The sequence below is a fragment of the Pseudomonas sp. GL-R-19 genome, from assembly GCF_019956375.1.
Classification (GTDB): domain Bacteria; phylum Pseudomonadota; class Gammaproteobacteria; order Pseudomonadales; family Pseudomonadaceae; genus Aquipseudomonas.
The window spans coordinates 22819-34334 of sequence record NZ_JAHBDJ010000048.1; the positions used below are offsets into that span (position 1 = coordinate 22819).

13 protein-coding genes, 1 tRNA gene and 1 pseudogene are annotated in these 11516 nt (G+C 59.6%); 7 read left to right on the top strand and 8 right to left on the bottom strand.

Features of this window, described 5'->3' with window-relative positions; genetic code table 11:
- Nucleotides 1-92: 92 nt before the first annotated feature.
- Complete coding sequence (locus KGA83_RS22675; RefSeq protein WP_411741919.1) at nt 93-308, bottom strand: antitoxin Xre/MbcA/ParS toxin-binding domain-containing protein; 216 nt, start codon at nt 306-308, stop codon at nt 93-95.
- A gap of 512 nt (nt 309-820) precedes the next feature.
- On the opposite strand from KGA83_RS22675, the gene KGA83_RS22680 reads away from it, so the two are divergent.
- The gene (locus KGA83_RS22680) at nt 821-1171 is read left to right on the top strand and encodes a DUF6124 family protein (protein WP_223530973.1); all 351 of its coding nucleotides are present in this window, start codon (nt 821-823) and stop codon (nt 1169-1171) included.
- 63 nt (nt 1172-1234) lie between these two features.
- On the opposite strand, the pseudogene KGA83_RS22685 reads toward KGA83_RS22680, so the two are convergent.
- The 3 genes and pseudogenes from KGA83_RS22685 to KGA83_RS22695 form a co-directional block, all read right to left on the bottom strand.
- A pseudogene (locus KGA83_RS22685) lies at nt 1235-1378 on the bottom strand (helix-turn-helix transcriptional regulator); the annotation flags it as partial.
- A 158-nt stretch (nt 1379-1536) separates the two neighbouring features.
- Nucleotides 1537-1932 (bottom strand): VOC family protein, encoded by a 396-nt coding sequence (locus KGA83_RS22690; protein WP_115947430.1) that lies wholly within the window; start codon nt 1930-1932, stop codon nt 1537-1539.
- A 75-nt stretch (nt 1933-2007) separates the two neighbouring features.
- A complete protein-coding gene (locus tag KGA83_RS22695) occupies nt 2008-3237 on the bottom strand; it encodes an MFS transporter (RefSeq protein ID WP_317850599.1) in 1230 nt (409 codons plus the stop codon).
- Between the two features lie 133 nt (nt 3238-3370).
- Here KGA83_RS22695 and KGA83_RS22700 point away from each other — a divergent pair, with 133 nt between their 5' ends.
- The 3 genes from KGA83_RS22700 to KGA83_RS22710 all read left to right on the top strand — a co-directional run bounded on the left by KGA83_RS22700 (nt 3371) and on the right by KGA83_RS22710 (nt 6909).
- Complete coding sequence (locus tag KGA83_RS22700; RefSeq protein ID WP_115947432.1) at nt 3371-4144, top strand: AraC family transcriptional regulator; 774 nt, start codon at nt 3371-3373, stop codon at nt 4142-4144.
- 144 nt (nt 4145-4288) lie between these two features.
- The gene (locus KGA83_RS22705; protein ID WP_008021538.1) at nt 4289-4669 is read left to right on the top strand and encodes a RidA family protein; all 381 of its coding nucleotides are present in this window, start codon (nt 4289-4291) and stop codon (nt 4667-4669) included.
- A gap of 251 nt (nt 4670-4920) precedes the next feature.
- Nucleotides 4921-6909 (top strand): peptidase U32 family protein, encoded by a 1989-nt coding sequence (locus tag KGA83_RS22710; RefSeq protein ID WP_223530974.1) that lies wholly within the window; start codon nt 4921-4923, stop codon nt 6907-6909.
- Between the two features lie 41 nt (nt 6910-6950).
- Here KGA83_RS22710 and KGA83_RS22715 read toward each other — a convergent pair whose 3' ends face one another.
- Entirely contained in the window at nt 6951-7493 is a 543-nt protein-coding gene (locus KGA83_RS22715) for a hypothetical protein (protein ID WP_223530975.1), read from the bottom strand.
- A 152-nt stretch (nt 7494-7645) separates the two neighbouring features.
- On the bottom strand, nt 7646-8074 hold the full coding sequence (locus KGA83_RS22720; protein ID WP_108216091.1) for a hypothetical protein: 429 nt from the start codon (nt 8072-8074) through the stop codon (nt 7646-7648).
- A 322-nt stretch (nt 8075-8396) separates the two neighbouring features.
- On the opposite strand from KGA83_RS22720, the gene KGA83_RS22725 reads away from it, so the two are divergent.
- Nucleotides 8397-8471: transfer RNA gene (locus tag KGA83_RS22725), tRNA-Gln, on the top strand.
- Between the two features lie 84 nt (nt 8472-8555).
- Here the strand turns inward: KGA83_RS22725 and KGA83_RS22730 are convergent.
- The gene (locus KGA83_RS22730) at nt 8556-9218 is read right to left on the bottom strand and encodes a glutathione S-transferase family protein (protein WP_223530976.1); all 663 of its coding nucleotides are present in this window, start codon (nt 9216-9218) and stop codon (nt 8556-8558) included.
- A 156-nt stretch (nt 9219-9374) separates the two neighbouring features.
- Here KGA83_RS22730 and KGA83_RS22735 point away from each other — a divergent pair, with 156 nt between their 5' ends.
- Both KGA83_RS22735 and KGA83_RS22740 read left to right on the top strand, forming a co-directional pair.
- Complete coding sequence (locus KGA83_RS22735; protein ID WP_223530977.1) at nt 9375-10307, top strand: GlxA family transcriptional regulator; 933 nt, start codon at nt 9375-9377, stop codon at nt 10305-10307.
- Between the two features lie 101 nt (nt 10308-10408).
- Nucleotides 10409-11383: a nitrilase-related carbon-nitrogen hydrolase gene (locus KGA83_RS22740; RefSeq protein WP_108215979.1), complete on the top strand. Its 975-nt coding sequence runs from the start codon at nt 10409-10411 to the stop codon at nt 11381-11383.
- Between the two features lie 43 nt (nt 11384-11426).
- Here KGA83_RS22740 and KGA83_RS22745 read toward each other — a convergent pair.
- The coding region (locus KGA83_RS22745; RefSeq protein ID WP_146615305.1) for an integrase core domain-containing protein at nt 11427-11516 on the bottom strand (90 nt) is incomplete at its 5' end.

Below are 11516 nucleotides of genomic sequence, written 5' to 3' on the forward strand. Positions count from 1 at the left end.
AAAACTAGCAATCGGGGTTTTGCGGTGTATATATCCCTTGGGGGATAGGAGGGGAGTTGTTCAAGTTTTTCAGTAGACGTATGGCGTAACAATCATTGATAAACCCCGTGTTCAATCCGGGTCAGATAATTCTCAACCTTCTGGAAGCCATGCGAGTTTTGGATCAGCTCTAGCGGGATGTTGCCTTCCAGACACTTGCAAGGTCTCTTTAGCCAGTCCTTAGCCAATTGCTGATTGCCGAACACGTTGATGGCGTGTTTCAAGATCTGGGCATATCGGACTGTATTTTTCTGCTGGTTTAGACGCACTGACTTAGTCTCCTTCGCCATCTCTTGTACTTGCCTGGATCTGTCAAATTAAACCTCGTACTTCCGACGGCCAACCCTAAAAGCGCGTGGGATATTTCCTGAATCTACAGAAAGATTTCAACGCTGGCAGGTCGCTTGAATCCAGTCATTCAGCATGGTTTAAACATGCGTGTTTAATCGCTGTAAGCGTTACTTCCCGCAAGCTACAACACCTTGCGTCGTTGCCTACAGGTACGCCAGAATCCGCCGGCTTGTGCGCCTTGGGGCTGGGTTTTATCGTTGGCCGGTCGCTGAATAACATCAGTGATCGGGTTTGGTAGCCCGGTGTTTACAAGGTGCAATGCGTCTCTATCAGCAGCGTTTTTCTGCTCTGCTACATGGTGGCCATGCACAGGGCACCTTCGGGCGCGCCGGTTTCCTTGTACCCGGTCTACCAACCTGCGTATGGCCACCACCCAACGTTTGGTAGCGTGAGAGTGATGGCTCCTTTTTACGGTACAAGGAGTTTCACTATGTTCAAAGTCACACCCAACCCGCCGAACACCGATCCCGCATCTCCGTGCGAAAGTCTCGATTCAAACAAACTCAACGAGGCCGCCGAGCGCGCGCTCAACCCCGGCCCCCACATCATGGCGACGCCGCGCAAGCCCAGCACGATGTTCATCGTCAATCCCGAGCTCAATACCGAAACCCTGCTGGTGCACGCCTGTGAATCCCTGGCGTCGGCCAATGTCATGGCCAACGATCTGGTGGATCATCTGGAGGGGACGAGCCGCAATGCGCTGCTGGGCATTGCGCAAGTCATCATGCTGGGTGAACTGGCGGTGAACCGCGCGCTGGATCAGCTCGACCCAACGGATTAATCGCTATCCCTCGTAGGAGGTGGTGGTCTGTTTTTCAGGCTTGCAGCTTGAGGCCGGGCGCCTTTCGTAGACAAACAACACGAAGTGATCGACCGGGCAGATTTGCCGGATCCAGTGGCTCAACCCCGACAGTCGCGCATGCCCGGCGGGCAGGTCGAGCAGATGGGCGACTCCGGTGGTCCAGAGTTTCAGTTCCTTGGGGCGCATGGCGGCTACAGGCAGCGGAAGATGGCCTTTGGAGGCACAAAGTACACCATGGCGGGTGGCCCCGTGTGGCGCGGGGTGGCGGACGGCAAGGCGTTTAAAAGACGCACCGCATTGGGGTTGGGTGTTACCGAGTGCTACAGGGTTGGTAGCAGAAATGATCAGGCGGATGAGTTGTGCTGGACGATCTGGATGAGATTGCCGCAGGTGTCGTCCAGTACCGCGAGGGTGACCGGTCCCATCACTGTCGGCGGACGGGTGAATTGAACGCCGGCGGCGCTGAGCCGGGCATATTCGGCTTGCACGTCTTCGACGCCGAAAAACGTACAGGGAATGCCGTCCTGTTTGATCGCCGCCTGGAACGTCTTTGCTGCGCCGTGGGCATTGGGCTCCAGCAGCAACTCGACGCCATCGGGGTCGCCGGGAGAGGTCAGCGTCAGCCAGCGATGTTCGCCCATGGGGATATCGTGCTTGAGTTCAAAACCGAGCACATCCCGGTAGAAGGCAAGCGCCTTGGCCTGATCATCGACAAACACGCTGGTGACTACGATTTTCATGGGTTGATCCTCCTGATGGCTGGGCCGCAAACCTGGAGGGTGCTCTCCTTTTCAGCAGAACACCCCTTTGGCCATTCACGCACCCGACGGGCGTTGACCGGTAGACGGCAACAGTATGGTCAGAATTCCCAACAGCGGCAGGAACGAACACAGCGTGTAGACGTACTCGATGCCATGGATATCTGCCAGATGCCCGAGCAACGCGGCGCCAATGCCGCCGAATCCGAACATCAGGCCGAAGAACACCCCGGCGATCATGCCGACATTGCCGGGCACCAGTTCCTGGGCGAAGACCACGATGGCCGAGAACGCCGAGGCGAGGATGAAGCCGATGATCATGCTCAACACGCCCGTCCAGAACAGGTCGACGTAGGGCAGGGCGAGGGTGAAGGGCGCGGCGCCGAGGATCGAGAACCAGATCACCTGCTTGCGGCCGATCCGGTCGCCGATCGGGCCGCCAAAGAACGTGCCCGCTGCGACAGCACCGAGGAACAGGAACAGGTACAGCTGCGAACTGGCCACCGACAGGTCGAATTTCTCGATCAGGTAGAAGGTGAAGTAACTGGTGAAGCTGGCCATGTAGAAGTATTTGGAGAACACCAGCAGCGCCAGCACCACCAGGGCGAAGGTCACTCGCCGCTTGGACAGGCCGTGGGTGGCCTTGCTGCCTTGCTTGAGCTTGAACAGGTTCAGGTGATTGCGGTACCAGCGGCTCAGGCCGTACTGCACGAGGATGGCGAACACCGCGAACAGGCCGAACCAGGCGACGTTGCCCTGGCCATAGGGAATGATGATCGCGGCGGCCAGTAGCGGACCGAAGGCGCTGCCGGCGTTGCCACCGACCTGAAAGGTCGACTGCGCCAGACCGTAGCGACCGCCCGAGGCCAGGCGCGCCACCCGTGAGGTCTCCGGGTGAAAGGTCGACGAACCGACGCCCACCAGCGCCGAGGCCACGAGAATGGCCGGGAAGCTGCCGACCATCGACAGCATCAGAATACCGATCAGGGTGCAGACCATGCCGGCCGGCAACAGCCACGGCTTGGGATGACGGTCGGTGTAGAAACCGATCCACGGTTGCAGCAGTGAAGCGGTGAGCTGGAAGGTCAGGGTGATCAGGCCGACCTGGGTGAAGCTCAGGCCATAAGTGGCCTTGAGCATCGGGTAGATCGACGGCAGCACGGCCTGGATCAAGTCGTTGATCAGGTGCGCCAGGGCGCAAGCGCCGATGACACGCATGACCAGCGGGCTGGCCTGGCTTGCAACCGAGACGGTGGGCGAGGGTGAGCTGAGGGTAGTGGTCGACATAGGCGAGTTTCCGGATAAAAACGCGAACTGCGAACGCAAGGCGCAGCCCATTTCAGGGTTCGGCGTTATCCTAGGGGCCTCAAAGGCGCCCGTCTCGCGCAACTCGGGCATGGACCATCTAAAAAAGGGCGTCATGATCAAACCATTGCAGACATTTCTGGCGGAAATCGACCAGGGCGGCTGGAGCGTTCGCAGCAGTGCGACCGACTACCCGGAAAACTGGAATATCGCGCCGCATTCCCATGAAAAGCATCAACTGATCTATGCCATCGAAGGCGTGATGGTGGTGCGCACGGCAACGAGCCAATGGACGGTGCCACCGAGCCGCGGCATCTGGATGCCAAGTGGAGAAGTGCACTCGATTCGCTGTGTGGGGCCGATCAAGATGCGCAGCGTGTTCGTGCACCCCGACGCGAGCCTGGATCTGCCCACCGAAACCCGGGCCGTGAGTGTGTCCACATTGTTGAGTGAGCTGATCAAGGTCTCGGTCGATTTCGATTTCAACTGCGATCCGGACTCGCGGGAATCCCGGGTGCTGCGGCTGATTCTGGATGAGCTGACGATCCTGCCGACCTTGCCGTTGAACCTGCCGCAGCCCACCGATCCTAGGATCAACCTGATCTGCACCGCGTTGCAGCGTGATCCCGGGGATGGCTCGACGTTGTCGGACTGGAGTGCCCGTTTGAGCCTCGACGCCAAAACCATCCAGCGCAGGTTTCGCAAGGAAACCGGCATGACCTTCGGCCAATGGCGCCAGCAAGCGCGTTTGCTGCTGGCGCTGGAACGCATAGCCGTCGGGGAGAAGATCATCGACATCGCCGGGGAGCTGGGATACGACAGCCCGAGCGCGTTCACGACCATGTTCAAGAAACAGTTCGGCAAGACGCCGAGTGATTTTTTCAAGTGATGGACGCTTAACCCCGCGCCAGTACCGCCAGGCCACCGGCTACGAGCAGCCATCCGGCCTGGATTAGCGACGCGCCAGGGATCGCCCTGTAAACTGGCCGCGCAAAAGGCGCCTGCCTTACCCTTTCAAGCAAGAGAACCTGCAATGGCAAACCACGACCTGACCTTTACCCCCGATCCTGATGCCGATTCGATTTCCTCCGACGTCGTCGGGTTTGGCGGTGTGCTGGTCTCCACCCAGATCCCAACCCGCGCCGACGGCAGCCTGGAACTGGGCGACATCACCTTGCAAAGCGAATGCACCCTGCAAGCGCTGAAGGTTGCGCTGGAGCGTGCCGGCAGTTCCATGGACCGCGTGATGCACCTGACCATCTACCTCACCGACATGGCCGACCGCGCCGCGTTCAACGAAGTCTACAAGCGCTACTTCGCCAAGCCATGGCCGGTGCGCGCTGCTGTCGGGGTTGCCTCATTGGCAGTGGAAGGCATGCGCGTGGAAGTGACCGCGATGGCGGCCAAGGCCTGATCGCGCCGACACACTCAATACTGTAGGAGCGAGCTTGCTCGCGATGAACATAAGGGCGACGCGTGCATACAGAATGCCCGCGTTATCGTTAACGTCCATCGTCGGAACGCCGCCCGGAGCAAGCTCGCTCCTACAGGGATTCAGGTACACCAGGCCTGCCCGAAACGCCACCCGGCAGCATACGGGTGCCGGTCAGGCGTTTCGCCGCTACAATGCACGCCTCGACCGTGACAAGCCTGACTAAAAAAACTATGTCTTTGCCCAAACATCACCTGGAATTGCTCAGCCCTGCCCGCGATGTGAGCATCGCCCGCGAGGCCATCCTGCATGGTGCCGATGCCGTGTACATCGGTGGCCCGAGCTTCGGCGCCCGCCACAACGCCTGCAACGAAGTGAGCGATATCGCCCAGTTGGTGGAATTCGCCCGTCGTTACCATGCCCGGGTGTTCACCACCATCAATACCATCCTGCACGACAACGAACTGGAGCCGGCCCGCCAGCTGATCCACCAGTTGTACGACGCCGGCGTCGATGCGCTGATCGTCCAGGACCTGGGGGTGATGGAACTGGACATTCCGCCGATCGAACTGCACGCCAGTACCCAGACCGACATTCGTACCCTGGAGCGGGCGAAGTTCCTCGATCAGGCTGGCTTCTCGCAGCTGGTACTGGCCCGCGAGCTGAATCTCCAGGAGATCCGCGCCATCGCCGACGAAACCGACGCGGCCATCGAGTTCTTTATCCATGGCGCGTTGTGCGTGGCGTTTTCCGGTCAGTGCAATATTTCCCACGCGCAAACCGGGCGCAGCGCCAACCGCGGCGACTGCTCGCAAGCCTGCCGTCTGCCGTACACCCTCAAGGACGAAAAGGGTGGGGTGATCGCCTACGAAAAGCACCTGCTGTCGATGAAGGACAACAACCAGAGCGCCAACATCCGCGCCCTGGTCGAGGCCGGCGTGCGTTCGTTCAAGATCGAAGGTCGCTACAAGGACATGGGCTATGTGAAAAACATCACTGCCTACTACCGCCAGCGCCTCGACGCCGTGCTCGAAGACCGTCCGGACCTGGCCCGCGCCTCCAGCGGCCGCACCGCGCACTTCTTCCTGCCCGACCCGGAAAAAACCTTCCACCGTGGCAGCACCGATTACTTCGTCACCGACCGCAAGATCGATATCGGCGCCTTTGACTCGCCGACCTTCACCGGTCTGCCGGTGGGTGTGGTCGAGAAAGTCGCCAAGCGTGACATGCAGGTCGTGACGCACGAGCCGCTATCCAACGGCGACGGCCTCAACGTGCTGGTCAAGCGTGAAGTGGTGGGTTTTCGCGCCAACATCGCCGAACCCAAAGGCGAATTCGAGGAGGACGGCGAGAAGCGCTATCGCTATCGCGTCGAGCCCAATGAGATGCCGGAGGGGATGTACAAGCTGCGCCCCAACCATCCGCTGAATCGCAATCTCGATCACAACTGGCAACAGGCGCTGCAAAAGACCTCTGCCGAGCGTCGCATCGCCCTGAGCTGGGTCGCTCGCCTGCGTGAAGACCAGCTGGAACTGACCGCTACCAGCGAAGAAGGCATCAGCGCCAGCGTCACCCTGAACGGCCCGTTCGGCGCCGCCAACAAGCCGGAACAGGCGCTGGAGCAATTGCAGGATCTGCTCGGTCAACTGGGCACCACGCAGTACCACGCCATCGATATCAAGCTGGACGCGTCGCAGGCGTACTTCATCCCGAACTCGCAGCTCAAGGCCTTGCGCCGTGAAGTGATTGAAGCCCTGACCGAAGCGCGGATCGCCGCCCACCCGCGTGGCAGCCGTAAAGCCGAAACCAGCCCGCCGCCGGTGTACCCCGAGTCGCACCTGTCGTTCCTGGCCAACGTGTACAACCAGAAAGCTCGCGACTTTTATTACCGGCATGGCGTCAAGCTGATCGATGCGGCCTACGAGGCCCACGAGGAGACCGGCGATGTACCGGTGATGATCACCAAACATTGCCTGCGCTTCTCCTTCAACCTGTGCCCGAAACAGGCCAAGGGTGTGACTGGCGTGCGCACCAAGGTTGCACCGATGCAATTGATCCACGGCGATGAAGTGCTGACGCTGAAGTTCGACTGCAAGCCTTGTGAAATGCACATCATCGGCAAGATGAAAGGCCACATCCTCAATCTGCCGCAACCGGGCAGCGTGGTCGGTCACATCAGCCCCGAAGACCTGCTCAAGACCATCCCGCGCGCGCCGCACTGAGTGACCGGTGAGCGCGCCGCAACGGCGCGCTCACCGGTCGTTCAATACCCTGCGTATTTGAAGTAAACGAATGCCACGGCAACGGCCAGACCAAACGCTGCCAGGGCTTTTGTTTGTGCGGTTGCCTGAAATTCGCCCGACCCTTGCTCATGGGGTTGCGAGCACGCGGTGGCGTCATGGCGGCGCTGCAGAATGGCCAGACAGGTGTAGCCCAATCCGATGAGCAGCGAAACAGCCATCAGGCCAAGGATCAGCCATCGTATCGTTGCCGGCTTTTTAGCGGCCGATACTCTCATCTCCTCTTCACAGACCGCGCTCTCGAACTCCACGACAGAAATGGGCTGGTAAGCCGTTGTGGGCCGTTGTGCATCACTGTGTATCGCCGCCATTTGCTCCAGGTCCAGTGCCTGATACTTCCAGAGCGTCATCGAACCTTCCCGGCAGTAGGTGAACGTAGCGGGGCTCGAGGCGCCGATGATGCACGCGTCGTCGATACCGATGTTTTTCAGGGTTTGCATCGCAGACCGTGTGAAGTCCATTTCGAGGACAGGAATGACGCCGTTGGCAGACACCACGACCGACACCAGCAGGCTCGCGATGGCGCAGAGGGTTGATATTTTCAAGGTCGAGACCCCCTCGCTTTTTACAGGATCTTGTTTTAAACGCGGGGTCTGGTTGCAACCTGCTTTTGCTGAAGTCTAGACGCTTGCGACAAACCTGGAGCTGGCGATTGAAACTATTCGCAGCTTTCGGCGACGGCTTTTTCAGCTCGTTTGTATTCCTGTTTGACGTCGGTGGGGATGCGCTGCTTTTTCATTTCCTGACCGAGGAAGGGTTGCTCGCCCCGGGACTGGACCTCTGCGTCCTCGGCCGTTATCTGCGCCTCGATGGCCGCAGCGTGCTTGTCGATGACGGCATCGACCTCGGCTGCATCTTTTGCGGTATCGAGCGCTAGAACCAACTGGCCGGCTTCGGCTTTTTCGGCTTCGGCATAGGCTTCGACCGTCAACCCCGAGGCCAAGGCGCGCGTCTGGGTTTCCAGCCGATTGAGATGCTCCCGGGCGGCCTTGCAGACCGCTTCCTGTCGCTGGCTCTGGATGTGTTCCCAGGTATTCAACCCATAGATCGCGGCCCCGACCACCAGGAGGGTTGCAGCGGGAGTCATGAATTTGCCTTTCACATTGGCGCCCTCAGATGGCAAGGGGAAGGGTGTTGCACAAACGATTCCTGATTCCATTCGGGTAAGGAAAAGCGTAGCAGACCTGGTCGGGCTGAACCTGTGTCGACTATCCGCCATGATGCGGTTCAACACTAAGCGTCTGTTTTAAAAAACAAATTGTTTTGTTGGGGGCTTCCCAAACGAGACAAAGGTTGGTAAATTTGCGCCCACTCTTGCACAGGCCCTCAGGGAGCCTCTCGCGCAAGCAGGCAACAGCTCTTGTTGCCACTCAAGAAAGCGAGTGCCAGGCACTCATCGCAACAGATACAGGGGCGTCGCCAAGCGGTAAGGCAGCAGGTTTTGATCCTGCCATGCGTTGGTTCGAATCCAGCCGCCCCTGCCATTTTTTCTTCCTGCGTAATCAGATAACACTCGACCGGCGGTTATTATTCGTCGGCGTTTTTGTTTTTGCGCCCATTGTCCACCTCTACCGAAAGCGCTCCGGGATGGCCTCGGCAAACGGATACCAGGAAAACCAGGGTCTTGCCTCGTCGATCACGCGCGCGACCGAGGGCCTTTGGACCAACCTGTCGAAATAAGCACTCAAGTGGTGATGATCGTCGGGAAAGGGTACGAGGGTGCTGGCATAGAACAGCGCCGGGGCAGCAGCACAGTCGGCCATACTGAACGCCGGGCTGGCGACCCAGATTCTTGCTGTCAGCTGACGCTCAAGCATGCCGTACGCCGTTGTCAGCGCGACGCGTTCGCGGGCCAGGTCGCCGTTTGCGGCATTGATTCGGTCAGCGACGATCTTCTGCATCGGCACCTGGACGTGCAGGTCGAAAAAACGATCCCACAGACGTACTTCCAGGGCTGCTTCCCAATCGTGTGGAATCAGCTGCGCCTGGCCGGGATGAAACCGGTCCAGGTACTCAATGATCACACTCGACTCCGGCACAACCTTTTGCCGGGCGTGATCGTGAAGCACCGGGAACTTGCCGATCGGCCACAGCGCTTGAAGTTCGGCCCGGTCGGCCTCGTTGCCCAGGTCGATGATCCTTTTTTCAAACGCGATGTCCAGTTCATAGAGCGCGATCAGCGCTTTGTGGCAGAACGACGAGAGCGGGTGGAAATAAAGAGTCAGTGACATCCTTCAAATCCTCGGTGAGATGGAAACCGCTTTATTATCTGTCGCCATCCGCCAATCCGCGAGGCGCTCCACCCTGATGTCCAATGCGGGCTGTTCGGGTTAGAGTGCAGATCCTGGCCTGAATATCAGGCATGCCGCGTTTATGGTCATACCACCATGCACCAGATCGGACTCATTGTTTACCCCGGTTTTCAGGTTCTGGGCCTGGCCATGTGTGCCGCCTTCGAGTTGGCCAACAGCGGCGCAGATGAGCCGGTGTACAGCATTGCATTACTGTCCGAACCGGGTGGTCTGGTGCAGACGTCCGCCGGTTTTGCTGTGCAGACCGAAGCATTCGACCAGCGCGCGTTCGATACGCTGCTGGTCATGGGCGACAACCTGATCCGCACGACCACGCCGGGCATGCTGGAGTTTTTGCGCCGCGCCAGTCACGGCACCCGGCGTCTGGGCTCGATTTGCACGGGGGCAAATGCGTTGGCGGAGGCCGGTTTGCTCGACGGTCGGCGGGCGACCACCCACTGGGCGCATGTGCCGGCCTTTCGCAAGGCGTACCCGAACGTGAAAGTCGAGGAAGACCGGATCTTCATCAACGATGGCCACCTGTGGACGGCGGCGGGGATGAGCGCATGCGTTGACCTGGCTTTGGCACTGGTGGAGATGGATCTGGGGGTGGACGTTGCACGCAAGGTGGCGCGGCAATTGGTGGTGTACCACCGGCGTTCCGGCGGACAGTCGCAGTTTTCGGTAATGCTGGAGCTGGCCCCCAAGACCGACCGCATACAGGCCGCGCTGAGCTACGCCAAGCAGAATCTCAAGTCGGCGCTGACGGTCGAGGAACTGGCCAACGCGGCCAATCTGAGCCCTCGGCAATTCAGCCGGGTGTTTCATGCCGAAACCGGCCAGTCTCCGGCCAAGGCCATTGAAAGCCTGCGGGTCGAGTCGGCCCGTTTGATGATGGAAACCGGACGGCACCCCATCGATGTGGTGGCGACGGACACCGGCTTTGGGGATCGGGAACGTATGCGCCGTGCGTTTATTCGGGCATTCGGGCAGCCGCCACAGGTGATTCAGCGTGCCAGTCGGGGCTGAATCATGATGTCCTGAAAGGTGGTGTATACGACATTCATGTCGTTATATTATTATCGTAATCTTAATCTCGTTGAAACCTTTCCCTCAATGAGATCACCGCCATGACCCTCGTCAAAGCCGCCGCCGTACAAATCAGCCCCGTTCTTTACAGCCGAGAAGGCACCGTCGACAAAGTGGTGCAAAAGATTCTCGAACTCGGCGAGCAGGGCGTGCAATTCGCCGTGTTCCCGGAAACCATCGTGCCGTACTACCCGTACTTTTCCTACGTGCAGTCGCCGTTCGAAATGGCCTCCGAACACCTCAAGCTGCTGGACCAGGCCGTCACCGTGCCTTCGCACGCCACCGATGCCATTGGCGCTGCGGCCAGGCAAGCCGGCATGGTCGTGTCCATCGGTGTCAACGAGCGCGATGGCGGTTCGCTGTACAACACGCAGTTGCTGTTCGATGCCGACGGCTCGTTGATCCAGCGTCGCCGCAAGATCTCCCCGACCTACCACGAACGCATGATCTGGGGCATGGGCGACGGTTCCGGCCTGCGGGCCGTCGACAGCGCGGTAGGGCGCATCGGGCAACTGGCCTGCTGGGAGCATTTAAACCCGCTGGCCCGTTATGCCTTGATGGCCGATGGCGAGCAGATCCACGCGGCCATGTATCCGGGGTCGTTTGCAGGTCCCCTGTTCGCCTCGCAAATGGAAGTCAGTGTTCGCCAACATGCCCTGGAGGCAGGGTGCTTCGTGGTCAATTCCACGGCGTGGCTGCACCCCGAGCAACAGGCGCAGATCATGGCCGACACCGGTTGCACCATCGGCCCGATCTCCGGCGGTTGCTATACCGCGATCGTCAGCCCGGATGGCACGGTGCTGGGTTCGTTGCAGGAAGGTGAGGGTGAGGTGATCGCCGACCTCGACATGGGCCTGATCGACAAGCGCAAACGCATGATGGATTCCCGTGGCCACTACAGCCGCCCGGAACTGCTGAGCCTGCTGATTGACCGCACACCTCAAACCCAAGTGCATGAACGCAGCGTGCATCCGAAGCTGGCCGAAGAGAACGGTGTGGAGGAAGTGACCCGTTAGTGTCAGTGTCTAGTCCTGAAATAGGTTTACACCTGTTTCAGCCTCAAAACGCCCGATGCACCGCATCGGGCGTTTTGTATTTCAGCGACAGATGAGGCCGCTCGTTGTTATAGATCTGCACCGACTCGTCCAC

Excerpts from the sequence above, each read along its gene's own strand:
- KGA83_RS22700 (WP_115947432.1), top strand. The coding sequence starts at position 3,371 with ATGATCAAACCATTGCAGACATTTCTGGCGGAAATCGACCAGGGCGGC.
- KGA83_RS22705 (WP_008021538.1), top strand. The coding sequence starts at position 4,289 with ATGGCAAACCACGACCTGACCTTTACCCCCGATCCTGATGCCGATTCG.
- KGA83_RS22710 (WP_223530974.1), top strand. The coding sequence starts at position 4,921 with ATGTCTTTGCCCAAACATCACCTGGAATTGCTCAGCCCTGCCCGCGAT.
- KGA83_RS22735 (WP_223530977.1), top strand. The coding sequence starts at position 9,375 with ATGCACCAGATCGGACTCATTGTTTACCCCGGTTTTCAGGTTCTGGGC.
- KGA83_RS22720 (WP_108216091.1), bottom strand. The coding sequence starts at position 8,074 with ATGACTCCCGCTGCAACCCTCCTGGTGGTCGGGGCCGCGATCTATGGG.
- KGA83_RS22680 (WP_223530973.1), top strand. The coding sequence starts at position 821 with ATGTTCAAAGTCACACCCAACCCGCCGAACACCGATCCCGCATCTCCG.
- KGA83_RS22730 (WP_223530976.1), bottom strand. The coding sequence starts at position 9,218 with ATGTCACTGACTCTTTATTTCCACCCGCTCTCGTCGTTCTGCCACAAA.
- KGA83_RS22690 (WP_115947430.1), bottom strand. The coding sequence starts at position 1,932 with ATGAAAATCGTAGTCACCAGCGTGTTTGTCGATGATCAGGCCAAGGCG.
- KGA83_RS22695 (WP_317850599.1), bottom strand. The coding sequence starts at position 3,237 with ATGTCGACCACTACCCTCAGCTCACCCTCGCCCACCGTCTCGGTTGCA.
- KGA83_RS22740 (WP_108215979.1), top strand. The coding sequence starts at position 10,409 with ATGACCCTCGTCAAAGCCGCCGCCGTACAAATCAGCCCCGTTCTTTAC.